Source organism: Azospirillum agricola (assembly GCF_020005195.1).
GTDB classification, from domain to species: Bacteria; Pseudomonadota; Alphaproteobacteria; order Azospirillales; family Azospirillaceae; genus Azospirillum; species Azospirillum agricola.
Map to the genome: position 1 here is coordinate 1 of NZ_JAIFZR010000003.1, position 24,865 is coordinate 24,865.

General features: G+C 66.9%; 20 protein-coding genes. 9 read left to right on the top strand and 11 right to left on the bottom strand.

Annotation, left to right across the window (positions count from 1 at the left end):
* Positions 1 to 793 (bottom strand): glycosyltransferase (locus JN22_RS08150; RefSeq protein ID WP_143268215.1); only part of this gene is annotated, 793 nt, incomplete at its 3' end.
* 7 nt (positions 794 to 800) lie between these two features.
* On the bottom strand, positions 801 to 1,790 hold the full coding sequence (locus JN22_RS08155) for a glycosyltransferase family 2 protein (protein WP_085553491.1): 990 nt from the start codon (positions 1,788 to 1,790) through the stop codon (positions 801 to 803).
* A 310-nt stretch (positions 1,791 to 2,100) separates the two neighbouring features.
* Here JN22_RS08155 and JN22_RS08160 point away from each other — a divergent pair, with 310 nt between their 5' ends.
* From JN22_RS08160 to JN22_RS08175, 4 genes are all read left to right on the top strand, one after another.
* Positions 2,101 to 2,778 carry a class I SAM-dependent methyltransferase gene (locus JN22_RS08160; RefSeq protein ID WP_085553492.1) on the top strand — a complete coding sequence of 226 codons (678 nt, stop codon included), beginning with the start codon at positions 2,101 to 2,103 and terminating at the stop codon, positions 2,776 to 2,778.
* Positions 2,775 to 3,830 carry a glycosyltransferase family 2 protein gene (locus JN22_RS08165; RefSeq protein ID WP_085553493.1) on the top strand — a complete coding sequence of 352 codons (1,056 nt, stop codon included), beginning with the start codon at positions 2,775 to 2,777 and terminating at the stop codon, positions 3,828 to 3,830. Before JN22_RS08160 ends, JN22_RS08165 begins: the two co-directional genes overlap by 4 nt.
* Positions 3,831 to 3,980: 150 nt before the next feature.
* Positions 3,981 to 5,420 carry a mannose-1-phosphate guanylyltransferase/mannose-6-phosphate isomerase gene (locus JN22_RS08170; RefSeq protein WP_085553494.1) on the top strand — a complete coding sequence of 480 codons (1,440 nt, stop codon included), beginning with the start codon at positions 3,981 to 3,983 and terminating at the stop codon, positions 5,418 to 5,420.
* Positions 5,421 to 5,834: 414 nt separating this feature from the next.
* Positions 5,835 to 6,773, top strand: a complete 939-nt coding sequence (locus tag JN22_RS08175) for a replication protein RepA (RefSeq protein WP_085553495.1) — start codon at positions 5,835 to 5,837, stop codon at positions 6,771 to 6,773.
* 123 nt (positions 6,774 to 6,896) lie between these two features.
* Here the strand turns inward: JN22_RS08175 and JN22_RS35190 are convergent, their stop codons facing one another.
* Together JN22_RS35190 and JN22_RS08185 are read right to left on the bottom strand one after the other, a co-directional pair.
* Complete coding sequence (locus JN22_RS35190) at positions 6,897 to 7,391, bottom strand: acyltransferase (protein WP_085553496.1); 495 nt, start codon at positions 7,389 to 7,391, stop codon at positions 6,897 to 6,899.
* Positions 7,392 to 7,394: 3 nt separating this feature from the next.
* Positions 7,395 to 9,083, bottom strand: coding sequence for a hypothetical protein (locus tag JN22_RS08185; RefSeq protein ID WP_085553497.1), 1,689 nt, complete (start codon positions 9,081 to 9,083; stop codon positions 7,395 to 7,397).
* A gap of 257 nt (positions 9,084 to 9,340) precedes the next feature.
* On the opposite strand from JN22_RS08185, the gene JN22_RS08190 reads away from it, so the two are divergent.
* The 5 genes from JN22_RS08190 to JN22_RS08210 all read left to right on the top strand — a co-directional run bounded on the left by JN22_RS08190 (position 9,341) and on the right by JN22_RS08210 (position 13,887).
* On the top strand, positions 9,341 to 10,258 hold the full coding sequence (locus JN22_RS08190) for a lysylphosphatidylglycerol synthase transmembrane domain-containing protein (RefSeq protein WP_085553498.1): 918 nt from the start codon (positions 9,341 to 9,343) through the stop codon (positions 10,256 to 10,258).
* Between the two features lie 95 nt (positions 10,259 to 10,353).
* On the top strand, positions 10,354 to 10,788 hold the full coding sequence (locus JN22_RS08195) for an SxtJ family membrane protein (RefSeq protein WP_085553499.1): 435 nt from the start codon (positions 10,354 to 10,356) through the stop codon (positions 10,786 to 10,788).
* A 29-nt stretch (positions 10,789 to 10,817) separates the two neighbouring features.
* Positions 10,818 to 10,967, top strand: coding sequence for a DUF5989 family protein (locus JN22_RS08200; RefSeq protein WP_179166085.1), 150 nt, complete (start codon positions 10,818 to 10,820; stop codon positions 10,965 to 10,967).
* Between the two features lie 13 nt (positions 10,968 to 10,980).
* Entirely contained in the window at positions 10,981 to 12,813 is a 1,833-nt protein-coding gene (locus JN22_RS08205) for a carbamoyltransferase family protein (protein ID WP_085553500.1), read from the top strand.
* Positions 12,814 to 12,852: 39 nt separating this feature from the next.
* The gene (locus JN22_RS08210; protein ID WP_085553501.1) at positions 12,853 to 13,887 is read left to right on the top strand and encodes an SGNH/GDSL hydrolase family protein; all 1,035 of its coding nucleotides are present in this window, start codon (positions 12,853 to 12,855) and stop codon (positions 13,885 to 13,887) included.
* A 34-nt stretch (positions 13,888 to 13,921) separates the two neighbouring features.
* Here the strand turns inward: JN22_RS08210 and JN22_RS08215 are convergent, their stop codons facing one another.
* From JN22_RS08215 to JN22_RS08245, 7 genes are all read right to left on the bottom strand, one after another.
* Positions 13,922 to 14,749, bottom strand: a complete 828-nt coding sequence (locus JN22_RS08215; RefSeq protein ID WP_179166086.1) for a glycosyltransferase — start codon at positions 14,747 to 14,749, stop codon at positions 13,922 to 13,924.
* Positions 14,750 to 14,760: 11 nt separating this feature from the next.
* Entirely contained in the window at positions 14,761 to 17,715 is a 2,955-nt protein-coding gene (locus JN22_RS08220) for a class I SAM-dependent methyltransferase (RefSeq protein ID WP_143268216.1), read from the bottom strand.
* Entirely contained in the window at positions 17,708 to 19,090 is a 1,383-nt protein-coding gene (locus tag JN22_RS08225) for an ABC transporter ATP-binding protein (RefSeq protein WP_085553630.1), read from the bottom strand. The genes JN22_RS08220 and JN22_RS08225 overlap by 8 nt, the downstream gene beginning before the upstream one ends.
* A gap of 107 nt (positions 19,091 to 19,197) precedes the next feature.
* Positions 19,198 to 20,409, bottom strand: coding sequence for an acyltransferase family protein (locus tag JN22_RS08230; RefSeq protein ID WP_085553503.1), 1,212 nt, complete (start codon positions 20,407 to 20,409; stop codon positions 19,198 to 19,200).
* Between the two features lie 117 nt (positions 20,410 to 20,526).
* Positions 20,527 to 21,549: a glycosyltransferase family 2 protein gene (locus JN22_RS08235; RefSeq protein ID WP_085553504.1), complete on the bottom strand. Its 1,023-nt coding sequence runs from the start codon at positions 21,547 to 21,549 to the stop codon at positions 20,527 to 20,529.
* 245 nt (positions 21,550 to 21,794) lie between these two features.
* Complete coding sequence (locus tag JN22_RS08240; protein WP_085553505.1) at positions 21,795 to 22,811, bottom strand: M23 family metallopeptidase; 1,017 nt, start codon at positions 22,809 to 22,811, stop codon at positions 21,795 to 21,797.
* The gene (locus JN22_RS08245; RefSeq protein WP_179166087.1) at positions 22,808 to 24,637 is read right to left on the bottom strand and encodes a tetratricopeptide repeat protein; all 1,830 of its coding nucleotides are present in this window, start codon (positions 24,635 to 24,637) and stop codon (positions 22,808 to 22,810) included. Before JN22_RS08245 ends, JN22_RS08240 begins: the two co-directional genes overlap by 4 nt.
* Positions 24,638 to 24,865: the final 228 nt, after the last annotated feature.

A 24,865-nucleotide genomic window follows, 5' to 3' on the forward strand; every position in this document is an offset into this window, starting at 1 on the left:
CCCGGAACCGGATGCGTCCCGCCAGCCCCAGCCGGACGGCTTGCGCTTCCAGGTCGGCGCGCCACTCGCCGTCACCGACCAGATCCAGTTCGGCCCGCTCCAATCCGGGCCGGGCAAGCGCGTTGAACAGCAGATCGAAACCCTTCTGCCCAACCAGCCGACCGACCGCCAGAAGCCGGACCGGGCCATTGGAGGCGGAAGAGGGAGGGCAGGAAGCGGGGTGGAAAAGGGTGGAATCGACGCCGTTGGGGATGACCGGGACCGCCAGATCCGGCATGAAGGCACGGGCAAGATCGGCCAACCCCTGGCTGTTGGCGGTGACCGCCGCCGCCTGCCCCCAGATCCGGCGGGTCGCCGGGGCCAGGAGACGGTGGAAACCATCCACACCCTCGCAGCGGAAGCCCGGCACGTCGCCGCCACGCAGGCAGACCACGTAGGGGATGCCGGTCAACCCCTTCAGGCTCCAGGCGACCGGGCCACTGGGGATGCCGATGAAGGCGAGCGCCGCGTCCGGCTTCCAGCGGGCCGCCAGAACAGGCGCAAACAGGGAGGCGCCGGCCATGTAGAGCGCCATCTCGCCGATCCGGCCACGGTCGCGGCGGCGGCGGAGGACCGGCAGGCGGTGAATGACGGCGCCATCCTGTTCCTCGCGCCAGGGAAGGCCGGGGAAGTGGCTCGTCACGACCCGGACCTCGACCCCCATGGCGGCCCATTCGCGGATCAGATGGCGGCTGGCCGTCGCCGCTCCGCCGCCCAGCGGAGGGAATTCATAGTTCAGAAGCAGCAGGCGCATCGGCCAGTCACACCCGCTCGATTTCGGCAGCGGCCTTCGTGGCGGGGCGCGACCGCCCCGGCTCGCCCCGGCCCAGCCGTTCGCCGATCAGATAGAGCGGCCGGCGCTTGACCTCGCCGTAGATGCGGCCGATGTACTCCCCCATGACGCCGAAGCAGAAGAGCTGGAGGCCGGTGAAGACCAGACCGATCAGGAAGACCGACAGCGGTTCCGGCAGCCAGCGGCCGGTCGAGGCCCACCAGACGAAGGCGGCGAACACGGCGAGGATGGAGGACAGGAAGGTTGCCAGCCCGACGATCGACACCAGCCGCAGCGGCACCGCCGAGGAGGACACCAGCCCGTCCAAGGCCAACCGCACCATCTTGCGCAACGGGTATTTGGTGACTCCGGCGTGACGGCGGTCGCGACGGTAAGGAACGACGTCCTGGCGGTAGCCCAGCCAGCTGATCATCGCGCGCAGCAGCCGGTGCTGCTCCGGCATGGCGCGCAGCGCATCGACGACGACACGGTCCATCAGCCGGAAGTCGCCGACGTTGGAGGGAATGTGAACGTCGGACACCCGGTTGATCAGCCAATAGAAGGCGTGGGCGGTGGCCAGCTTGAAACGCGTCTCCCCCTCGCGGGAGGAGCGCTGGGCGTAGACGACCTGCACGCCGGACCGCCATTTGTCGACCAGGGCATGGATGACCTCGGGCGGATCCTGAAGGTCGGAATCGATGATGACGACGGCGTCGCCCTTGGCGTGGTCGATGCCGGCGGTCAGCGCCATCTGGTGACCGAAGCAGCGCGACAGCCGCAGCACCGTCACGTTGGGCTGGCGGTCGCAGATCTCCTTGAGGATCAGCGGCGTGCGGTCGGTGCTGCCGTCGTCGACGTAGAGGATCTGGCAATCCTCCTCCAGCCCCTCCATCGCCGCGCAAAGCCGGCGGTGGAATTCGGCGATCACCTCCTCCTCGTTGTGGCAAGGAGCGATGATGGAGATGGTGCGCGTGCTCATGCTCGAAGAACTCCCCGCCCCACGCTGACCCGGCCGAGGGCGATGCCCCTTCGTAGCGGCTGGCCTTGCGTTGTCAACCGCATTCACCGACACCGCCACGCTTGTCACCCACCCTCGCGCCCACCCTTGCGGTTGACAGCCCTCCGCCGGCTCGGGCATCACTCGGGCCTGATCCTGGAGCACCCGACACGATGCTCGCCGCGAACGACCTCCTTCCGCCCAGCCGCCCCCCCGGCAGCGTTGTGGCGCCGTTCGCTGCCAAACTCCTGATCGGCGCCGGCTTCACCCCCACCATCACGGATCCTGCTCCATGAACCCGCCCAGCACGCCCTTCGTCCCGGTGGACCCGGCTTTCCTGCGGCGGATCGCATCGGGCAGCACCGACACGCCCAGCCTCTATCACCACCCCAACCCGATCCTGCGCACCGCCTTCTGGACCCGGCTGCGCGCCATCAACGCGCTGATGGACCGGGTCGGCGTGAAGGCCGACGGCCGCTGCCTGGATTTCGGCGGCGGTGGCGGCGTGTTCCTGCCGACCCTGTCCGGGCGCTTCCGCGAGGTGGTCTGCATCGACCGAGACGCCCGCGACGCCCGCCGGGTGGTGGCGGAACACCGGCTGGCCAATGTCCGGCTCGACGAGACCGACATCCTGACCACCAGCTACCCGCAGCCCTTCGACGCGGTCGTCGCCGCCGACGTGCTGGAGCATTTCCCCGATCTCGCCCCTCCGGTGGAACGGATCGCCGCCTGGCTGGCGCCGGGCGGTCATCTCTTCACCTCGCTGCCGACGGAAAGCGGCCTGTATGCGCTTGCCCGTCAGGCCTTCGGCGTCACCAAGCCGGCCGACCATTACCACACCGCCGCCGAGGTCGAGGCCTTCCTGGAGAACCGGGGCTTCCGTCCCCGCCACCGCACCCACCGGCCACTGCCCGGACCGCGTTTCACGGCGATGTTCTCGATCACCGCCTGGACGAGGGAGGCGCCATGAGCGCGCACCCCGGCATCCCTCCCCACAGGATCGCGGTCGTCATTCCCTGCTACCGCGTGCGCGCCCATGTGCTGGATGTCATCGCCGCGATCGGGCCGGAGGTGGCGGCGATCTACGTGGTCGACGACGCCTGCCCGGACGGGACGGGCGAACTCGTGCGGTGCGAGGCCCGCGACCCGCGGGTCACCGTGCTGACCCATGCCGTCAACCAGGGGGTCGGCGGCGCGACGCTGACCGGCATGCGGCGGGCGGCGGAGGACGGCGCCACCATCCTGGTGAAGATCGACGGTGACGGCCAGATGGATCCGGCGCTGCTGCCCCGCATCGTCCGCCCGATCCTGGAGGGTGAAGCCGACTACGCCAAGGGCAACCGCTTCCACGACCTCGACCAGCTCCGCGAGATGCCGGCGGTGCGGCTGGTCGGCAACGCCGCCCTGTCCTTCTTCTCGAAGCTGTCGAGCGGCTACTGGAACGTTTTCGATCCGACCAACGGCTACGTCGCCATCCACGGCGATGTGCTGATGGAGCTGCCCCGCGACAAGATAGCGCATCGCTACTTCTTCGAATCCGACATGCTGTTCCGCCTCAACCTCGCCCGTGCGGTGGTGGCGGACGTGCCGATGGCGGCGCGCTACCGCGACGAGACGAGCAACCTGAAGATCGGCGCGGAGATTCCACGCTTCCTGGCGGCGCATCTGCGCAACTTCGCCAAGCGGTTGTTCTACAGCTACGTGCTGCGCGACGTGTCGATCGCCTCGATCTATCTTCTGCTGGCGCTGCTGCTGCTGCCGACGGGCATCCTTCTGGGCGCCGCGGGATGGAGCTGGAACGCCGCCCACGGGGTTCCGGCGACGGCCGGCACCGTGATGCTGGCCGGTCTGCCCGTGATCCTGGGCATGCAATTCCTCGTCGCCTTCCTCGCCTACGACACCGGAGCGGTGCCACGCCGGCCCATCCACAAGCGGCTCCGCCCGTTTTCCCTGCCGGATGCGCGCCCGCCCGCTGCTCCCGCGACCGCCGACGGCATGGCCGACCTCCCGCTTTCCCGTTGACGCCTCCCACACCCAGCGCCAAAGCGGCATGGAGAAACGCCCAGTCCAGGGACCGGGTTGCGGTAGTTCATTCTTGTCGTGGCGCTTGAGACGGTGACACGGTACATGCTTGAGAGAGCAGTCCCTTTCCCAGCATGCGAACTCACCGCCATGGCCCGCTCCCCTTCCCCGCAGATCCATCCCGTCATCCTGTCCGGCGGTTCGGGCACCCGGCTGTGGCCGATGTCACGCGAGCATTACCCGAAACAGCTGCTGCCGCTCTGCTCCGACCAGTCGATGCTACAGGACACCGCGGCCCGGGTTCATGGAACCGGGCGCTTCGCCGCTCCGCTGCTGATCTGCAACCAGGAGCACCGCTTCATCATCGCGGAGCAGGTGCGCCAGATCGGGCTGGCGCCCCAGGCGATCATTCTGGAACCGGTGGCGCGCAACACCGCGGCCGCCGCCGCAGTGGCCGCGTTGACTCTGGCGGAGACGGATCCCGAGGCCCTGCTGCTGCTGCTGCCGGCCGATCACCTGATCCGCAACCAGGACGCCTTCCTGGCCACCGTCGATGCCGCCGCCGCCGTGGCCGCCGCCGGCCAGCTGGTGACCTTCGGCATCGTGCCGCACGCGCCGGAAACCGGATACGGCTACATCCGGCGTGGCTCCCCTATCGCCGGCCATGAGGGCTCCTTCAGCGTCGCCACCTTCGTCGAGAAGCCGACCCTCAAGGTCGCCGAGGGTTTCCTGGCAAGCGGTGACTATCTTTGGAACAGCGGCATGTTCCTTTTCCCAGCCGGCCTGTTCCTGTCCGAGCTGGAACGCTTCGAGCCCCAGGTGCTGGCGGCGGCCAAGGCGGCGCTCGCCGCCGGCAACCGCGACCTGGACTTCTTCCGGCTCGACAAGGATGCCTTTGCGGCCTCCCCCGGCACCTCGATCGACTACGCGGTGATGGAACGGACCAGCGTCGCCGCGGTGGTGGCCGCCGACATGGGCTGGACCGACGTCGGTGCCTGGTCGGCCCTGTGGGAGGTCGGACAGCGCGACGCCGACGGCAATGTCCGGCATGGTGACGTGCTGATGCATGACACCCGGAATTCCTACGTCCGCAGCGAAAGCGACGCTCTGGTGGCGCTGGTCGGGCTGGAGGACACGGTCGTCGTCGCGACCGACGACGCCATCCTGGTCGCTTCCCGCGACCGGGTGCAGGACGTCAAGATTCTGGTCGAGCAGCTCAAGCGCGATGGCCGCACCGAGCCGCTGACCCACCGCAAGGTCCACCGTCCCTGGGGCTTCTACCAATCGGTGCACGAAGGCGACCGCTTCCAGGTCAAGCGGTTGACCGTCGCTCCCGGTGCTCGGCTCTCCTTGCAGAAGCACTACCACCGGGCGGAGCATTGGGTGGTGGTCAACGGCACCGCTCTGGTCACCCGCGACGACGAACAGATCCTCCTGCGCGAGAACGAGTCCGTTTACATTCCCCTGGGCGCCGTCCATCGGTTGGAGAATCCCGGCAAGGTGCCGCTGAACCTGATCGAGGTTCAGTCCGGCGCCTATCTCGGCGAAGACGACATCGTGCGTATCGACGACACGTACGGCCGCGCCTGATCCGCTGCGCAGCCAGTTCCCACTTTGGAGTCTTGTCGCGCCCCTCCCGGTTCCCCGGAGAGGGGCGTTCGAGACTCCGGAACCGCGAATCGGGCAAGAACAAATACGCGACTCGGATCTCGCGACGATTCGCCAACATCCCGATTCGTTTTACCGGTCAAAGTTGTGCGCTGGAGTCTTGTCGCGGGCCGAAAGTTATCCACAGCCTGTGGACATGATCCCCTGGAGTCTTGTCTTCCTGCTTTTGGAGTCTTGTCGCGCGACTCGTGATTCTCCACTGGAGTCTTGTCGCGCAAACTAATAGGAGATCTCAAATAATCTTCAAATAGCTTGAGCGACAAGACTCCAAGTTGCCTCTCCAAACGGCGAGGGATATATCGGGATGATCGCTGCAAGAAACGAGGTCGATCCACCATGGGGACGATTCACCAGCTCGTCACCGCCGTGGGACGGGAACAGGCCAAGGCTCTTCAAGCCACACCCGAACGTCGCGCACTGGTCGACATCGCTGCCGCCGTTCTGGAGGAAGAGCGGCAGGATCTTGGCATTACCTACTCCGGTTTTGCCCTGACGGCGCTTCCACATCGCCGCCTCCCTGACGATGTTCCCTGGGAGCGCCGTGGCTACCGGATTCGTCTTCTGATCGAGCCCGGTCGTCTGCCGGTCCGTGGTGGAGGATTTCGCCTTTACGGCGTTCCCTACGGCAGCCGCGCCCGCATGATCCTCCTCTATCTGCAAACCCGGGCGATCCAGACCGACAGCCGCGAGGTCGAACTCGGCCGCAGCATGCACGAGTGGCTGGACCGCATGGGTCTGTCAATCGGTGGCCAGACCTACCGGGACATCCGGGAACAGTCCTGCCGCATCGCTGCCTGCAACCTCACCTTTGCTTGGGACGACGCCAACGGGGTCGGCTTCTCGAAGGACACCATCGTGAAGGGCGGCATTCACCTTTCCACGGCGAACGAGCCCCAGCAAGGCAGCTTCTGGGAGGATCGCGTGCTGTTGTCGGACGCCTTCTTCAATGAACTCAAGGCCCATCCGGTTCCGATCTGGGAGCCGGCCCTGCGTCACATCCAGAACAACAGCGCCAGCATCGACATCTACATCTGGCTTGCCTACCGGCTGCACAGCCTGAGCAAACCGACGACGGTCACCTGGGCCGCCGTTTTCGAACAGTTTGGAGCCGGCTACAGCCGGCTGCGCGACTTCCGCAAACGCTTCATCGAATCCCTCCAGCTGGCGCTCGCGGTCTATCCGGAAGCGAAGGTGGAGGTCGATGAGACCGGCGTCCTCCTGCACCCCTCGGCCCCACCAATCCCGGAACGGAAAATCGCCCAGCTCTACCGCTGAGGTCGTTTTCAAACCGGATCCACAGGAAGGACCGCTTCGGCGGTCCTTCTTTGTTTTTGGAGTTTAGGCGCGCCCGGCCAGCCAGCGGGGGCGCGACAAGACTCCAAAGCAAGCGCCTCTGCTTCAAACGGAGGATTGGCCCAGAGGTCGGATGACGCGTGCCGGATTGCCAGCAACCAGCATTCCAGGCGGAACATCCGCCGCCACCACGGATCCGGCCGCGACATAGGCACCACGGCCGATCCGCACGCCGGGCAGCAGGATGGAACCGGCGCCGATGAAGGCGCCCTCCTCGATGACGAGACCGGCCACCGTTTCCTCCATGCCGTGGGCACGCCGCTGCAAGGCGCTGCAATAGGAATGGGTCAGCAGGATGCAGCCGGCGGTGATCCAGACATCAGCACCGATCTCCAGCAGCTCCGGGTGGCGGTTGTCGATGACGACACCACGCCCCAGAAACACACTGGCTCGATCGTGAAAGCGAGCCCCCCGCCACTGATAGAGGCGCTTGGCCAAGCCTGGAGCCCACCACAGCGAGGCGGCAACGTTGCCACAAATCCCATTCAGCAGCTGACGCCACGAAACACCGGTTCCCTTGGGAAGAGCCGTCAGAACCATGGGTCAGGAGCCCGCCTTACGCAGGATATGGACCGTGGCGCCCAGCACATCACGCTTTTCCACGGCCACTCTGTCCAGATAGGCGTAGTAGGGGGCTGCCCAGTTCCGAACCCGCGATAGCTCGGTTCCGTTCATCGCCCAATCGAAGGTAATGACCAGCGGTGGGCGCGCCGCTTCCGTCAGGGCGATGGTGCGTTCAATCCAGCCCGGATCGGTAACCAGCAGGGAATCGTCCACGTAATGCTCACGCAGCAGCATCCGCCGCTCGGCCAGGAAAGCGATGCCGGGACAGAAGGGCAGGCAGACGATGCGGTCACCCGGTTGGGAATGGGAGAGGATCACTTCGCGCAACCCGCTCAACAGAGCGTGCTCCCCGGCGGTGACGCGGACATGGACGCCGTTGGCTGAGCTGAAGGGTATGGTCCGGCCGGCAGCCAGGGCTGGGGAGCCGGTGCCGGGATTGCTCGATCCCGTCCACAGATAGACCAGCGGCAGAGCCAACAGGAGCAACAGGCCGGGCAGAGAAGCTCCCCCCCACCGGCTGCCGGTGGTGGTGGCCTCCCACCAGCGGGCTGCAAACAGCGCGCTCAGCAACAGGAAGCCTGGCATGAAGTTGGCGATGTGCGGCAGATCGGGCCGGTAAAGGAAATAATGCGGCAGGCTGGCGCAGGCCCCCAGGGCCACGACTCCGGCGACCCCGATGCGGCCCGCCCGTGTTCCTTTCGATGAGCGGGCGACCGCCACCATCTCGAAGAGAGCGAAACCAGCGATCACCAGCGGGCAACCGTAGGTCAGAAGGGCAAGCGCCGCCTGATCGGGCGGCCCGGCCCAAAGCGCGGTCAGCGGCACGCGCGGCAGCAGCGTGCCGGCGCCGGAGGCGGCGGCCGGTTCCAGATGCAGCAAGCGCAGAAGGATCAGGGTGATGGCCTTTGGGTAACGCAGATACTCGCCCACCATGAGATCGAGGTAGCCGCCCCGGATTGCCAGGACAGCCAATGGGAGCTGACCCAGGATGAAAACCCCGAGCGCCGTGGCCGCCAGTCCGGCAAACCGCCGAAACCGCCGCTCCCGGGCGGCCAAGCCGGCGTGCAGCACCATCGCGGCGAGCGGCAGGCTGAAGACGTAACCGAAATCCGCGCGGATCTGGAAGGTGAAGGACAGGATGAGCGCCGGCAGCACAAGGTCGCGTGCACGCAGAGCCGCGCCCTGCCGCGCCGCCGGCACCTGCGCCGCGACGTTCAGCAAGGTGCAGAAGCCGTAGAAGGCGGTGGCGGGGTAGGCTGGGACCAGCAGGGCGATGGCAGCGGCGACAGCGGCCATCGGAGCTTCGATCCCGAGGAACCGCGCGGACAGCCAGACCAGAACCGTGGTTGCACCGGCCACCATGAAGAAAAGCGCGCGCACGGCGGCGTAGCTGGGGCCGGTCACGCGAAACATCCAGTCGCCGGCCTTGTGCCACAGAAGCCCATAGCCGAAGCGGATGGCGTGTGGATCGGTGCCCAGGCGGAATTCGTAGGCGGTCTGCGCATAGTGCCCGTCGTCGGCGTAATTGTAGCCAACGTCGATGTAGGCGCCATAGAAGGCAAAGGCGACCAGCACCAGCACCAGCGCTCCGATCCAGGTGACCAGGGCGGGTGAAAGCGCCGCGGGGGATGCGCTGGTGCTTGCCAAAGAGGAGCTGGCCAGGGGCATGAAGGATGCTCGCGAAGGTTGGCTGAACGGGTGCAGAGCCATGCCAACCCTGTTGGGCACCCGCGCGTCAAGCTGGAAATAAGGGAGGGGGCTTGGAGTTTTGTCGCGCTGTTCCCAGCCTCCTGTGACCTGGAGGGCGGGTGGGCAAAATCCTTTTCCGGGAGGCTGCGCGCCTGTAGGGTCCGCGCGTTCCGGTGGCGCCTCCGCCACCCCGCGCCAAGACTCCAAACGCACGTTCCGGAAAGCTGCCCGTCACCATGGCCTACGCCGTCAAGCTCCTGATCAGCGGAGCGCTCGTCGCCTTCCTGATCGTTCGATTCGACGTCGGTGACGCCATGCGCCAGCTTGCTCTGGTGGAGCCGTGGCACGCCCTGGTGGCGGCCCTGCTCTATGGGACGTTCCATGTCATCAACGCGGCAAAACTCCAAATCCTGATCCCCGGGCGGCGGGTCCGCTCGATCCTCGCTTTCGTGCTGGTGGCGCAGGCCTACTCGCTCCTGCTGCCTGGCCAGTTGGCGGGTGAGGCGGTGAAGGCCTACCGATTGGCGCGCGGCACCGGCGAGAGCGGGCGGGTGGTGTCCTCCGTCGCCTTCGACAAGATGACCTCGCTGGCGGCCCTTCTGCTGACCACATTGGGTGGACTCCTGGTCGAGACCCACCGCTTCGGCAACACGCTTCTGCTGGCGTTGGTCGGCGGATTGACGCTGATCGCCACCGCTTCGAGCCTGCTGGCCTTGGAGCGCGTCCGTGGCCTTGCCCGCATGGTCTTGGTCGGGGACGGATGGCGGGGCCGGTTCAGCGGCCCGGTCGGTCTGTTTCTCGACACCTGGACCTTCCATGCGGCGCAGCCGCGGACGCTTGTTCTGTCCTTGGCCTACGGCGTCGCGGCGCAGCTGGTCCAGGCCTTCGCTACCCAGTTGCTGGGGGCCGGGTTGGGGATTGAGCTGTCCTTCGCCCTGTGGTGTGTGATCATCGGCGCGCTGACGGTGTTGCTGCTGGCTCCCGTGACCATCGGCGGGCTTGGCTTGCGCGAGGCCTCGCTGGTCGGCATGCTGGGCCTGTTCGCGGTGGCGCCCGATCGTGCGCTCGCCGTCGCCTTTGCCATCCTGGCCTTCCAGATGCTGATCACGCTGGTCGGACTGCTGGTCGATCTGCTGATATTGCGCGACCGCTGAGCCTGCGGTCTTCCCGTAAGCCTTGACAGGGCCGGGGGGCTGTCTTTACCACCGAAGCGGTTCCCTTTCCGGACACCCACACACGGACCAGTCGAATGTCGGCCAGCCAGTTGCACGAGAATCTATCGCGCGACACCGACGAGGTGCAGGGCAGCAGCGACCGTGGCTTCGGCTTCGTCTTCGCCGGATTCTTCGGAGTGATCGGCGCCCTGAAGCTGTGGCGTGGCAGCAGCGGGGCCGAGTGGTGGCTGGGGGGCGCCCTGGCTGTGCTGCTGCTGGCCCTTGCCGCACCGGCGCTGCTGGGGCCGTTCAACCGGCTGTGGACGCGGTTCGGGCTTCTGTTGCACCGGGTCACCAGCCCCTTGATCATGGGGTTGATGTTTTACGTCGGCGTGGCGCCGATCGGGCTTCTCATGCGGGCGCTGGGCAAACGGCCTCTGAAGCTGGCCTTCGATTCCCAGGCGGACAGCTATTGGATCGTCCGCCGTCCGCCCGGCCCGGCTCCCGACAGCATCCGCCGCCAATTCTGATCCCAGACGCCGATCCCGAGGCTCCATCGATGAGTTTTTTCCGTGAATTCTGGTATTTCATGCGCGAGCGCAAGAAGTTCTGGCTGCTCCCCATCCTGATCATGATGACGGTGCTGGGTGGTCTGGTCGTGCTGACCAAGGGCAGCGCCATCGCCCCCTTCATCTACACCGTGTTCTGACGGAGGCCTCTCCTTGCGCATTCTCGGCATTTCCGGCCTGTACCACGACAGCGCGGCCGCGCTGGTGGTGGACGGCGCCATCGTCGCGGCCGCGCAGGAGGAACGCTTCACTCGCAAGAAGCATGACTCCGCCTTTCCCCGCCGGGCCATCGCCTATGTGCTGGAGGAGGCTGGGATCGGGCTGAGCGACGTCGACCATGTCGTCTTCTACGACAAGCCTTTTTTGAAGTTCGAACGGCTGCTGGAGACCTATCTGGCCTTCGCGCCGCGCGGATACCGGTCCTTCGCCATGGCGATCCCGGTGTGGCTGCGCGAGAAGCTGTTCCAGAAATCGCTGCTGGTGACGGAACTCCGCCGCTTCGACCCCGCTTTCGACGGTGAGGCGAAGCTGCTGTTCAGCGAGCATCATCAGGCCCACGCTGCCTCGGCCTTCTTTCCGTCTCCCTTCGAGGAGGCCGTGGTCCTGACGATCGACGGGGTCGGCGAATGGGCGACCACGACGGTCGGCATCGGGCGTGGCAAGAATTTGGAGATCGTCAAGGAAATCCATTTCCCCCATTCGCTTGGACTTCTCTATTCGGCGTTGACTTATTATTTGGGTTTCAAGGTCAATTCTGGAGAATACAAGGTAATGGGCCTCGCGCCCTACGGTGAGCCGCGTCACACCGACTTGTTCTACGGCCACTTGATCGATTTGAAGCCGGATGGAAGCTTCCGGCTCGACCAGAAATATTTTGACTACTGCACCGGCTTGACGATGACCAACGCCCGGTTCGACGCGCTGTTCGGTGGTCCGCCGCGCAAGGCCGATGAGCCGTTGACCCAGCGTCACATGGATCTGGCGGCCTCGCTCCAGGCGGTGACGGAGGAGGTGGTGCTGCGGATCACCCGCGGCCTTGCCGCCGAGTACGGCATATCGAACCTTTGCATGGCCGGAGGCGTGGCGCTGAACTGTGTCGCCAACGGCAAGATCCTGCGCGACGGGGCCTTCAAGCGGCTGTGGGTGCAGCCGGCGGCCGGTGATGCGGGCGGTGCGCTGGGGGCGGCGCTTGCCGCCTATCACGGCATCGCGGGCAAGCCGCGCAGCGTGCGAGCGAGTGACGCGATGCGCGGCTCCTATCTGGGGCCGGCCTTTGCGCAGGAGGAGATCGAGCGGCGGCTGACGGCGGCTGGTGCCCGCTTCACCGTGCTGGACGACGCGGCGCTGACGGCAGCGGTGGTGGATGGGTTGGTGGAGGAGAAGGCGGTCGGCTGGTTTCAGGGCCGCATGGAGTTCGGACCCCGCGCCCTGGGAGGCCGCTCGATCCTCGGGGATCCGCGATCGCCCGCCATGCAGAAGACGCTGAACCTGAAGGTGAAGTACCGGGAGAGCTTCCGGCCCTTCGCACCGTCGGTGCTGCGCGAGGATGTGGCTGACTGGTTCGACATCGACACCGACAGCCCTTACATGCTGCTGGTCGCCGATGTGGCGGAGCGTCATCGCATCGAGATGACGGTGGAGCAGAGGGGGCTGTTCGGCATCGAAAAGCTCAATGTGCCCCGCTCCTCGGTGCCGGCGGTGACGCATGTCGATTATTCGGCCCGCATCCAGACGGTGCACGCCGATACGAACCCGCGCTACCACGCGCTGATATCGGCGTTCAAAGCGCGCACGGGGTGTCCAGTTCTGGTGAACACCAGCTTCAATGTCCGGGGTGAACCGATCGTCGGCGCTCCGGAGGACGCCTTCCGCTGTTTCATGGGCTCGGAGATCGAGATGCTGGCGGTCGGCAACTGCCTGCTGCGCAAGGAGGACCAGGACCCCGCCTTGGCCCTGGATTATAAGAACGCCTTCGAACTTGATTAGAGTTCATCGGAATCGATACGAAGCCGGATTGGAATATTCATGCGGGCCACGCTGATCGTCTCCCTGGTTTCGCTGGTCCTGTCGCTGCTGGTGGGAGAGGCCTATCTGCGCATGGCCGGCTTTGCGCCAAAGGCCGCCTGGGTCAACGCCAACTTCGATGGCTCCAACTGGGGCATGGAGGATCCGGTCCTGGGGTGGGTCAACCGGCCGGGTGTTTTCGCCTCGCTGGAGAAGGGCGGGGCCGACATGAGCTTCCAGCCCGACCACAGCCGGACCAGCCGGCCGGTCAAGGACATGGGACGGCCGGCGGATGTGCTGGTGGTCGGCTGCAGCTTCACCCAGGGCTACAGCGTGGCCGATGCGGAGACTTATGCGTGGCGGTTGGGAGAGCGCTTCCCATCCATGGTTGTCGATAATTTCGGTACCGGTGGTTACAGCACTTACCAAGCCTTGTTGCGTGTCCGGAAGGAGTTGGAGGCGCGCAAGGATCCGGCCAAGCTGGTGATCCTCGGCTTCATCGCCCACCAGATGGTGCGGACGGTGGCGCCTCCGGACTGGGTCAAGTTCCTGACCGACCGCAACGGGGCCATGGTGATCCCCCCCCACGCCACGGTGACCGCGACCGAACAAGGCGACCGCTTGGTCGAGCACCCGCTGGAGACGGTGCAGCCCTGGCCGCTGGAGCATCGCTCGGCCCTTGTGACGGAACTGCACGCCGGCTTTCTGCGGTTGTGGCTGGGCGACCGGATGGCGCAACGGGTGCCGGCGACCGCGGCGGTCATCCGGTCCATGCGCGATGCGGTCGAAGCGCGTGGAGGCCGGTTGCTGGTGGCTCTTCTGGACGATGCCAGCCTGCCGGGCGGCAAGGCCGACTACGACGCGCTGGTCGCGTCGCTGGGGGGAGCCGGGATCTCGTACGCCGACTGTGTGGATCCGGAATACGACGCCAACCCCTCGGCGCTTCAGGTGGGGGGCGCCGGGCATCCCAACGGCACGGTGCACCGCCGCTGGGCCGACTGTGTCGGCCGCTGGGTCGAGGCGAACATGCCCGGCGTGAAGACGGCGGCACCCTGACGGCAAGAAGCCATCCTGGGCCGGAGCCGATCTGTCACTGGGCGGGAGCCGGAACCTTGATGCCCGCCGCGATGCCGAGATCCTTCTTCAACTGGTCGATCCGCTCGCGGGCGGCCTGCCACTGGCGCTGGTTCTCCTCCGCACCCGGCCCCTGGTAGGACTGGACCGTGTTGGAGCCGTCGACGCGCCAGTAATAAGTCCCGACATAGCGCTCCAGCCCCTCGAAGTCGGCCGGGTATTTGGCGCAGGTGCGCAGCAGGAAGTCGTAATCCTCCAGGCGGGTCATCGTCTCGTCGAACCGCAAATCCTCCTCCGCGATCTTGGTGCGGTCGAGAACGAAGCTGTGGATCGGGCAGAAATTGTCGCGGAACAGGTCGTTCAGCCCGTTGCCGTTGAAGGTGTTGCGCGTCGTCGACAGCACGAATTCATAGTGGGTCAGCGGATAGACGTGCTTGACCGCGATCCGGCCGAAGGCGATGGCGGCGTTCGACGCCTCCAGCCGGCTGACCAGATGTTCGTAGGCATGGCCATAGACCACATCGTCGTAATCGAGGATGGCGATGTAACGGCCCTGCCCGGCACGGAACCCTTCGTTGATCAGGCGCGACCGGTGATCGCCCTTCGCCGCCGGAATATAGTTGTGGACGATGGGCCGCCGCCGCCGCTCGTTCCAGGCGAGGCGGTCGACCAGCCGTTCCATCGCCTCCACCTTTTCGGGCGGAAAATCCTGAAGCATCAGCAGCGGCTGCACCGCACCGTAGGTCTGGCCGTACAGGCAGAACAGGGCGCGCAGCAGCGTGTCGCTCTTGCTCGCGTCGTGGAAGCGGATGATGACGTCGATGGTGCGGTTGTCGTTCGGCATGGTCCGGTCGCTTACCAGCGGGTTGGGGCGAAGCTGAAGGCGTGCTCGAAGTCCGGGATGCTTCCCGGCGCCTCGATCACCGGAAGGGTCTCCAGATCCGGCAGATCGCCGAGGTCGGCGACGATGGTGTTGGTCAGCAGAAGCTGTTCGGCATGGGCGCGGAAGGCCGGGTTTCCCCATTTGCGCGCGAGGTAGCGTCCGGCGATGAGCATCTCCTTGAATCGCCAGGGCTCATGGCCCCGGTCGGAGACGTCGTGGAGGAAGATGGCGGCCGGGCAGATGCGGGTGCGGAAGCCGGCGAGGCGGACACGCCAGGAGAGGTCGACGTCCTCGCAATAGAGGAACATGTGCTCGTCGAAGCCCTGGGTGGCGCGGAAGACGGCGCGCGGCATGAGGAAGCAGGCGCCGGAGACCCAGGGGGTGTCGAAGGTCCGGGGGTCGTACCATTTCGGGTGCTCCTCCGGGAACTGGATGGCTTCCAGCAGGCTGCCGGGCCCGCCGGCGGCCATCTCGGCCTGGGCCATGCGCAGCAGGTTGGCCAGGCAGTCGGGGTGGAGGCGGCCGTCGGGGTTGACGCCGAGGTAGAAGTCGGCGCCGCCCTCGAAGGCTTGGCGCATCAGGCGGTTGTGGCCCTTGCCGAAGCCGAGGTTGGCGCCGGCGTGCTCGTAGCGGGCCTCGGCGTCGGCGGGCAGGGCGTCGGGGGAGAAGGGAGTGCCGCCGTTGTCGAGCAGGCCGACCTCGACGGTGATGCCCTCGGGCAGGGTGGCGGCGGCCAGCCGGATCGAGCGGACCAGCTCGACGATGTCGTCCGCCGCGTTGTTGTACAGCACCACCCCCGTAACGATCCGTAGAGGGCCGGTCACCGTGCGGCTGGCTCCGAGCTCCGCTTCGACTTCGTCGACGGCGCAGGGCAGGCGGAACAGGGTGTTGTTCGCTCCGGAGGCCAGATGGTGGAGCAGCGGGTTGGTCAGGGGATCCGCTGCGGCACCGGGGTTGAGCTGGGCGTACAGCTTCATGTCGAAGCGGCGGCTGGGATTGCGCAGTTCCGCCCCGCCATACTCGACGAAATGGATCAGTGGGTTGAGGCCGGCGGACGCCACGTCCGGGTTGTTGGACAGATAGTAGGCGTTGTCGAACAGCGGATGCGGATCACGTCCGGATCCGGTCGCGTGCTTCAGGTAATGCTCAAGCGGCGTCATCCCGGTGTCGGGAAGGAGTGACGGGTCGAGGCCTGCCAGATAATAGGCGGTGTCGAACAGGGGGTGGGGGTCGCGATTCTCCCAGGCGCCATGCATGATGTAATGGACCAGCGGATTGACGCCAGCGGACGCCACGTCCGGGTTGCTGCGCAGGTAATGCGCGCTGTCGAACAGCGGGTGAGGCTTGCGTCCCTCCCATGCCCCGCGGGTCAGGTAATGCACCATCGGGTTGGTGCGGCTGGTGGCCACGTCGGGGTTGCTGTTCAGGTAATAGACGGTGTCGAACAGCGGGTGGGGGTTGCGGCCTTCCCAGGCACCGGTGCTCAGATAGTGTGCCAGCGGATCGGCGCCGGAGGCGGCGACGTCGGGATTGGTCCGGCGGTAGTGGATGGTGTCGAACAGCGGGTGGAGCCGTCCGCCCTGCTGCCCGCCATGGCGCATGTACCAGAGAAAGGCCAGCGGATCGCAGCGCATCATCTCGGCGCCGCCAAGCAGCCGCAGGCCCAGCGCCTCCTTGCCGCGCCGCCGCAGCCGGACGGCGGCGGCGTTCAGAAACCGGGCGCCGGTGGCGTTCCAGCGCGGACGGGGCGGTGGCGGCAGAGCCGCCAGAGTGTGGCGGGATGATGCGGCGGGCAGATGGGAGGGCTGTGCCCCGGTCGCATCCGTCACGGAGGAGTGCGGGGGGGCTGATGGCACGCCACGGATGGCGAGCGCGCGGATCAGCCGCTCGATTTCGCGGTTGGCCTCGGCCTGGGCTTGGTTGAGCTGGCTCATGGAACTGCTCAGAGCCGCTATGGTGCTGTCGCGCTCCTGCATGGTGGCGCTCAGGCTGCCGATGTCGGTCTCGCGTGAGGCGATCACGCCGTTGAGGGTGGCGATGTCGGTCTCGCGCGAGGCGATCACGCCGTTGAGGATGTCAACGTCGCCGTTGCGGCCGGTCAGCGCCTGGGTCAGGGTGGCGATGTCGCTATCCCGCTGTTGAAGCGTGCGGGTCAGTTCCTCTGCCTGGAGGGTCAGGCGGCGCAGCAGAAGCCGGTCGGCCATCGGTGCGCCCAGACGGGTGAAGAGTTGGCGGACATTCTCCAACCCCTCCGGTTCGACGGTGGCGGCGAGCAGGTTGCGGAAATTGTCCGGCAGGTCGCGGCCGACGCCCAGCACGCCCAGGCCGTTGGAATGCAGGAACAGGAAGCCGGGATAGCGTTGGATCAACTCGTCCCACAGCTGCCAGACGCCGAAGCCGCGTTCGCGCACGTTGGTGTCGTGGAACAGCACGACGCCGCGCTCGCTCATCTTGGGCAGCCAAGTTTCGAAATCGTGGCGCACCGCCTCGTAGGTGTGCAGCCCGTCGATGTGCAGCAGATCGACGCTGCCGTCGGCGAACTGGTCCACCGCCTCGTCGAACAGGCAGCGGACGAGGCGGGAGAAGCGGCCGTAGCGCGGTTCGTGATAGGTGGATAGCTCGCGGTAGATGGTATCGGCGTAGAAGCCGGCGTGCTCGTCGCCCTGCCAAGTGTCCACCGCGTAGCAGCTGGTCTGCGTTCCCAGTCGCTCCACCGCCTGGCAGAAGGCTAGGTAGGAGTTTCCGGTGTGGGTCCCCAGTTCCACGAGGATGCGCGGGCGCAGCGCATCGATGGTCCAGAAGGCGAAGGGGATGTGGCCGACCCAGGAATCCGGGTCGCTCAACCGTTCGGGCAGCCAGCTACAGGTTGGCGTCAGAAGACCGTCGAAGGGAGCGTTGCGGCCCGAAGACGCGGGGGTGTCAGGCATGCTTGGGGAACCCTGGCTTGATGGATCCGGGCTGGGAGGCGTGATGGACGGCGATCTCGATGCCATGCATCGGAACACCGACAAGCCCGCGCGACAGGTGGGTGGAGACGACTTTGAGGAACAGCGCCTCGTCCATCCACTGGTGCTGGATGTGGTCCTGCTGCGTGCCCGCGGCGATGGCGATGGTGACGGCGTAATCGCCGGCCGGCAGGTAGGGGAACTGGAACAGGAAGCTGGCGGAGAAGGCGTCACCGGCCGGGACGTGCACGGGGGCGGTCTGGTAGGTGATGAAGGTGTTGTCGCCGAACAGCGGCTGGCCCAGCCGGTCCTTCACGATGAAGCCGATGATCGGGCTGTCGATGTCCGTGTGGGCACGGGCGTCGACCCGCAGGATGACCTCCTCGCCGCCATACAGGCTTTCCAGCGTGCCGCCGGAGGGGTCCTGTAGCCGGACTCCCTCGATGGTGGCGCCGCGCTGTCCGAACCAGGGGGCGTCGGGGTTGAAGTCGAAGATGGCGATCTCGTTGCGCAGGGTCGACTCGCGCAGCATCTCGTGGCGGACGTCGGGCTTGGCCTTGACCAGCCCCGGTGGCGGACGGCGCACGCCGCCGATGCGGAAGGAGCCGCCCTCCTCCTCCTGCTCGCTGTAGAGCGAGGCGAGGTAGCTGTGGCAGACGTCCTTGGCCGGCCCGGTCTCGCGCAGGAAGCCGCGGTCGATCCACACCGCGCGGTCGCACAGATTCATCACGCTGGCGGCGTCGTGCGAGACGAACAGCAGCGTGCCGCTCTCCTTGAACTGCCGGATGAAACGCATGCATTTCTGGGTGAAGGCGGCGTCGCCCACCGCCAGGATCTCGTCGACGATCAGAATGTCAGCGTCGACATGGGCCGCCACCGCGAAGGCGAGGCGGGCGTACATGCCACTGGAGTAGAGCTTCACCGGCTGCTCGATGAAGTCGCCGATCCCGGCGAAGGCGGCGATGGAGTCGTAGCGCTGGTTGATCTGGGCGTGATCGAGGCCCAGCACCGAGGCGGCGAGGTAGACGTTCTCGCGCCCGGAGAATTCCGGGTTGAAGCCGGCACCCAGCTCCAGAAGTGCCGCGATCCGGCCATGGACGGCGACCGTGCCGGTGGTCGGCGTCAAAGTGCCACAGACCATCTGTAGGAAGGTCGATTTGCCCGAACCGTTGCGACCGATGATGCCGACGGTCTCGCCGCGCCGAATCTCCAGGTCCACCCCCTGGAGCGCCCAATACTCGTCGTAGAACTTGCGGCGGTTGCGCCACAGCATCTGTTTGATGCGGTCCTCGGGCTTCTTGTAGATCGTGTACGCCTTGCCCAGGCCTTTCACGCCGATGGCAATCTCAGACGTCATGGGAAGGTCCATTCACGGCGTGGCGCTGGTCTGCGGTCGGATGTGGTCGGGTCATGATCCCCGCAGATGTAGCGGAGACCGTCCGTCGGATCCACGAGATTAGCCGGTTATTGCGCAGCGCCGGCGATTGCCGCGGTGGTCGCCGCTCCGGCATCGCCGCCGCTGGTCCGCACGGACGCCTTGGCCACGCCGGGGCTCGGTAGGGGAGCGGCCATGGAGATGGCCATGGAGATGGCCATGGCCGGCACCGGCTCCGGGGACACCACGTCCTTGCGCCGCGCTGCCGGCTTCAGCCGCAGCATGGGACGTTCGATCAGGAACCAGGACAGGGCCGCCAGCGGGAAGGTCAGCAGCGCCGTCAGCATCATCGACAGGACCGGACCCATCGCCGTGCCGAAGAGATGGACGACGAGTTGCTGGGCTGGGAAGGCGTAGATGTAGGCGCCGTAGGAGAGGTCCCCGGTGTGCGAGACCTTGCGCAGGAGCGCGTTGTCCTCGAATGCAATGCAGAAGACCAGATAAGGCAGGGCGAAGTAGCTAACGATGAGCACCATCGGCGTTCCCATGCTGGCGACGAACAGGAGCAGCAGGGCGAACAGCCGCGACGGCAGGCGGGGAATGGCGGCGTCGAACTTGTAGAGGGAGGCGCCGGCGAAGAAATAGGCGCCGCAGTCGAGGATGGTGTGAATGTCCATCCAGAGCCAGAAGATTGGCTGGGGATGGAGCTTCTGTAGGACGACGTGGGCGGTGGCGAAGCCGAGGAACAGGATCACCGGGGTGCAGCGCCACCGCAGCAGCCCCAGCGAGCCGAGGATGGCGACGCCGGCGTACATGGTCACTTCCACTGCCAGGGTCCACAGGGAGCCATTGACCACGCCGGCGATTGGCAGGTTGGTGAAGACCCCCGGCAGCCCATACTGAAGCGGGAAGATCAGAATATTGTTCAGGTAGCCGAGCGTCTGGGGCGAGGCGAAATATTCGTCCCGGCTCAGGCTCGTCACCAACGGACCCAGCACGAAGGCGCACAGCAGCGTCAGCACGACCAAGCCGGGGATGATGCGCAGGATCCGGCGCATCGCGAAACGGAAAGGGTTGGGATCGCCGTCCCAACTCCGGGTCACGAGCAGGCCGCTGACCGTGAAGAAGGCCCCGACCCCGACCCCGCTCAAGGTGCCGTGCACGGCCCAGGCGGAGTAGGGATCATAGTTCGAGCCGTTCAGGGCGAAAGCGTGGCTGATGATGACGAAAGTCGCGGCGCACAGTCGGATGAAATCGAAGTTGTTCACCCGGTAGTTCACGCCGTTTGCCGTCGCCATCATTTTCAAACCCGATTTGGCGGAAAAGTGGCAAGCCCTATACCATGTGCTGGAAAAGCGGCGCAATCGATAGGCGAGGACACACCGACATCGTCACAAGGGTGTGTTATCGGCGCACGGTCACCAACGGGTGAGCGCGAAGCTGAAGGCGTGCTCGAAGTCGGGGATGGCTCCAGGTTTCTCGATCACCGGCATCCTGTCCAACGGCGGCAGATCGGTGAGGCTGGACACCATCTTGTGGCTGAGAAGCAGCTTTTCAGTCTGGTCGCGGAAGGCCGGGTTTCCCCACTTGTGCGCGAGGTAGCGTCCGGCGATGAGCATTTCCTTGAATCGCCAGGGCTCATGGCCCCGGTCGGAGACGTCGTGGAGGAAGATGGCGGCCGGGCAGATGCGGGTGCGGAAGCCGGCGAGGCGGACACGCCAGGAGAGGTCGACGTCCTCGCAATAGAGGAACATGTGCTCGTCGAAGCCCTGGGTGGCGCGGAAGACGGCGCGCGGCATGAGGAAGCAGGCGCCGGAGACCCAGGGGGTGTCGAAGGTCCGGGGGTCGTACCATTTCGGGTGCTCCTCCGGGAACTGGATGGCTTCCAGCAGGCTGCTGGGCCCGCCGGCGGCCATCTCGGCCTGGGCCATGCGCAGCAGGTTGGCCAGGCAGTCGGGGTGGAGGCGGCCGTCGGGGTTGATGCCGAGGTAGAAGTCGGCGCCGCCCTCGAAGGCTTGGCGCATCAGGCGGTTGTGGCCCTTGCCGAAGCCGAGGTTGGCGCCGGCGTGCTCGTAGCGGGCCTCGGCGTCGGCGGGCAGGGCGTCGGGGGAGAAGGGAGTGCCGCCGTTGTCGAGCAGGCCGACCTCGACGGTGATGCCCTCGGGCAGGGTGGCGGCGGCCAGCCGGATCGAGCGGACCAGCTCGACGATGTCGTCCGCCGCGTTGTTGTACAGCACCACCCCCGTAACGATCCGTAGAGGGCCGGCAACAGGAGACTCGACGCCCAGCACCGTGGCCACCGTTGCCGGGGCCGTTTCACGCAGGAGCATCTCGGTCTGGACACGGGTCTGCTCCTGCTCCGTCAACTCGCGGTGCAGCGGCGTCAGGCGGACCAGCAGCGGGCAGCGGGTCAGCACGAAATCGCGGATCCGCTGTCGCATTCTCAGGGACAGCGGCAGCTTCCGGTACAATGAAAACAGGAAATGTCCAGTCATGCACCGTCCGCCCTAGCGCCGGACACGGAGAGAAGGAGCGTGGGAAACATCGACCCGGAACCGGACCGTGTGGGCGAGGAAAAAACGAAAAGGCATCGGTACAGCGATCATCGGCACTTGGCGGGTCTCGCGGGGGACCATGCCGCACCGCTTCCGCCTGAGCAAGAGGCAAGCGCGCAGGAGGCAAGCGGTCAGCAACCGTCTGTGACGGCGTGGCCGGTTGTCCGTGAGCGGTAGCTGTCGCGTCCGCGTGTCAATTCCACGGTGCCGCGGTAGGATCCGACCACCCAGGCCTCGCCGGGACGGGCGGCCGTAGCCTGGACGAAGATCTGGGCACGGTCGCGGTCGGCGGTGACGGTCCGGTTCAGCACCGGGCGCCCGTCCGGCCCCTCCACCGTCAAGGCGATGCGGTCGCCGGCCTTGATGCCGATGATCTCGCTCCAGAACACCATCCTGGGTGCGCACAGCCGGATCCGGCCTTCGGTGAAGGTGCCTTCGCGGGCGGTGCGGACGTCGGTCTCCTCCTCGGCGAAACCGGCTAGCCGCAGCACCGCCGGACGGTAGGGCGTCAGGCGCGACAGGGCTTCGGGCGTCCACAGTGGGTGTGGCCCGACGCCGCAGGCGGCCGTCCGGTCGGTGCCGGCGAAGGGATCGACGACGTCCCGGCCATGGTTGACCTGGAAATGCAGGTGCGGCAATTCGCTCAGGCCGGACATGCCGACCTGGGCGATGGGATCGCCGGTGCGGACGTTCTGGCCCGGCGTGACGGCGACACTGCCCCGGCGCAGGTGGCAGTAGACGCTCTGCCAGCCGTCGTCATGGCCGATCACCACGGCGTTGCCGCAGCCCCGCGCGTTCAACTCCTCGCGGGTTTCGGGGCCATGGATGCCGGTGTCCTCCATCTCGTCGCGGGTGCGCAGCACGGTGCCGGCGGCGGCGGCGCGCACGGTAACGCCCTCGCGCATGGCGCGCTGGTCGCGGATGGCGATGTCGGTGCCGCTGTGCCCGTTCTCCCCGCCCAGCAGGCTGCCGCAATTGTAGTCCTTTAGCCCCGGGCCGGGATCGAGATCCGTCAGCTTGACAACGTCGCAGGCGTTGCCGGTCGGGCAATCGAGCGGCAGGGCGAAGCGCGGTGGCTCTGCCGCCTGACCGCTCCCGGCGGTCAGGCCGAGCAGCGCCGCGGCCAAAGCGGTGGCGACCCTGCTCATGCCGGTCGCACGCCGTCGGCCATCGCGCGCAGGGCGTCGGCGACGCGGGCAATGACGGGCTCCCAGTCGCGTGGGCGCTCCTGTCGGAACAGCCGCATGGTCGGGTACCAGGGTGAGGCATCGGTCCCGTGCAGCCACCGCCAGTCCGGGAAGAAAGGCAGCAGCACCCACACCGGGCGCCCGAGCGCGCCGGCCAGATGCGCGACCGAGGTGTCGACGGTCACCAGCAGATCGAGGTGCTGAAGGATGGCGGCCGTGTCGGCGAAATTGCCGATCTCCGGCCCGAGATCGACCAGCTCCATTCCGGGCGGTGGGTTGGCTGCCTGCCCGGCGCCGGCGCCTTTCTGTAGCGAGACGAAGCGCGCGTTCGCCACCCCGGCCAGCGGAGCCAGCCGGGCCAGGGCGAGCGAGCGGTTGCGGTCGTTCTTGTGCTCGGGTGAACCGGCCCAGACCAGACCGACGCGCAGGCCCGTTCCCGAGGCTGGAAGGGCGGCGAGCCGCTCGCCCCAGTGGGAGACCAGCCCCGGCTCGGTCCGTAGGTAGGGGACCTCGGCCGGGATGGTGTCGAGCGAAATCCCGAGCTCCTGCGGCAGGCTGAGCAGCGGGACATGGGCGTCGTGCGGCGGGAGCGGCGAGGTCCGGCCGATCACCCGATCGACGCCCGGCATCCCGTCGAGCAGCCGGGTGAGCTGGGTGTTGCACTCCACGATCACACGGGCGCCGCGCGCCTGGGCGATCTGGGCGAAGCGGACGAACTGCATGGTGTCGCCGACCCCCTGCTCGTCGTGCACCAGCAGGGTCAGGCCGGGGCGGAAGACGCCGTCCCAGCGCGGTGCCGTGAAGTCGCGGCGCGGCGACGGGAAATCCGCCATGCGCGAGCGCCAGTCATACTCGCGGAATCCCTCCTCCAGCTGCCCGTCGAGCAGCAGCAGCTCGCCCAGCCCGGCGTGGGCCTCGGGCAGGTCGGGGCAAAGCCGGACGCCCTCGCGCATCGCCGGAACGGCCTCGGCCAACCGCATCTGGCTGCGGTAGGCCAGCCCCAGATTCAGGTGGGCCTCGCCGAAGTCCGGCTTGTGCCCGATGGCCGTGCGGAAGAGAGCGATGGCGTCGTCGGTCCGCTCCAGCTCCATCAGCAGCGTGCCATAGTTGCTGAGCATACCGGCGTCGTCGGGGGCGATCTCCAGCGCCCGGCGGTAGGCCGCCTCCGCCTCCTCGTTGCGTTTCAGCTTGCGCAGGCAGACGCCGAGGTTGTTCAGCGCCGGGGCGTTGCGCCCATCGATTCTGAGCAGAGCGTTGAGCGCGTCGACGGCGTCCGCCGGTCGGCCTGCCTTCATCAGCGTGTTGGCCAGCAGCAGCCGCTGCTCCACCGCCTGCGGGCGCAGGGCGACCAGCCGGGTCAGCGCGTCGGCCGCCTCGCCGTAGAGCTGGCGGTCCGTCAGCGCGTTGGCGAGGTTGTTGAAGCCGTCAGCGAGGCTGCGGTCGAGCCGGGTCGCCTCGCGGCAGGCGGCGATCGAATCGTCGATCCGTCCCAGCCGGCGCAGCGCGCTGCCCAGGTTGGAGAAATAGATCGCGCTTCCCGGATTGCCCCGGATCGCCTGGGCGATCAGATCCGCCGCCACCGCCGGCTTGTTCACCTGCAGCGCCAGAACACCCATCAGATGCAGGGCGTCGGGGTGCTGGGAGTCGGCCGCGAGGATCTGGCGGTAGGCCTGCTCCGCCTCGGCCAGGCGGCCGGCCGAATGATGGGCCATCCCGCTCGCCAGAAGCCCCGGAATCAGGGCCTTGGCGTCGACCGGAGGGGCGGAGGACGGACTGTGGTGCCTCATGATCGCATCCATAAGAATATTCCGGTCACCTGCCGTCAGGCATTGGGCCGGCCCCAGAACTGGTGGAGTTCACCGAAGCCGTGGGGGAACCCCTCCTCGAAACGGTCCCAGAGGGTAAGATCGGTCATGGCCGGATCCCCCGCCGGTTGGCGGGGGCGTAGCAGGACGAGCACCAAAGCACGTTGCGCCGCCGCCCATGCGACATCGCATGGGTTCGTCCGTCGGCGG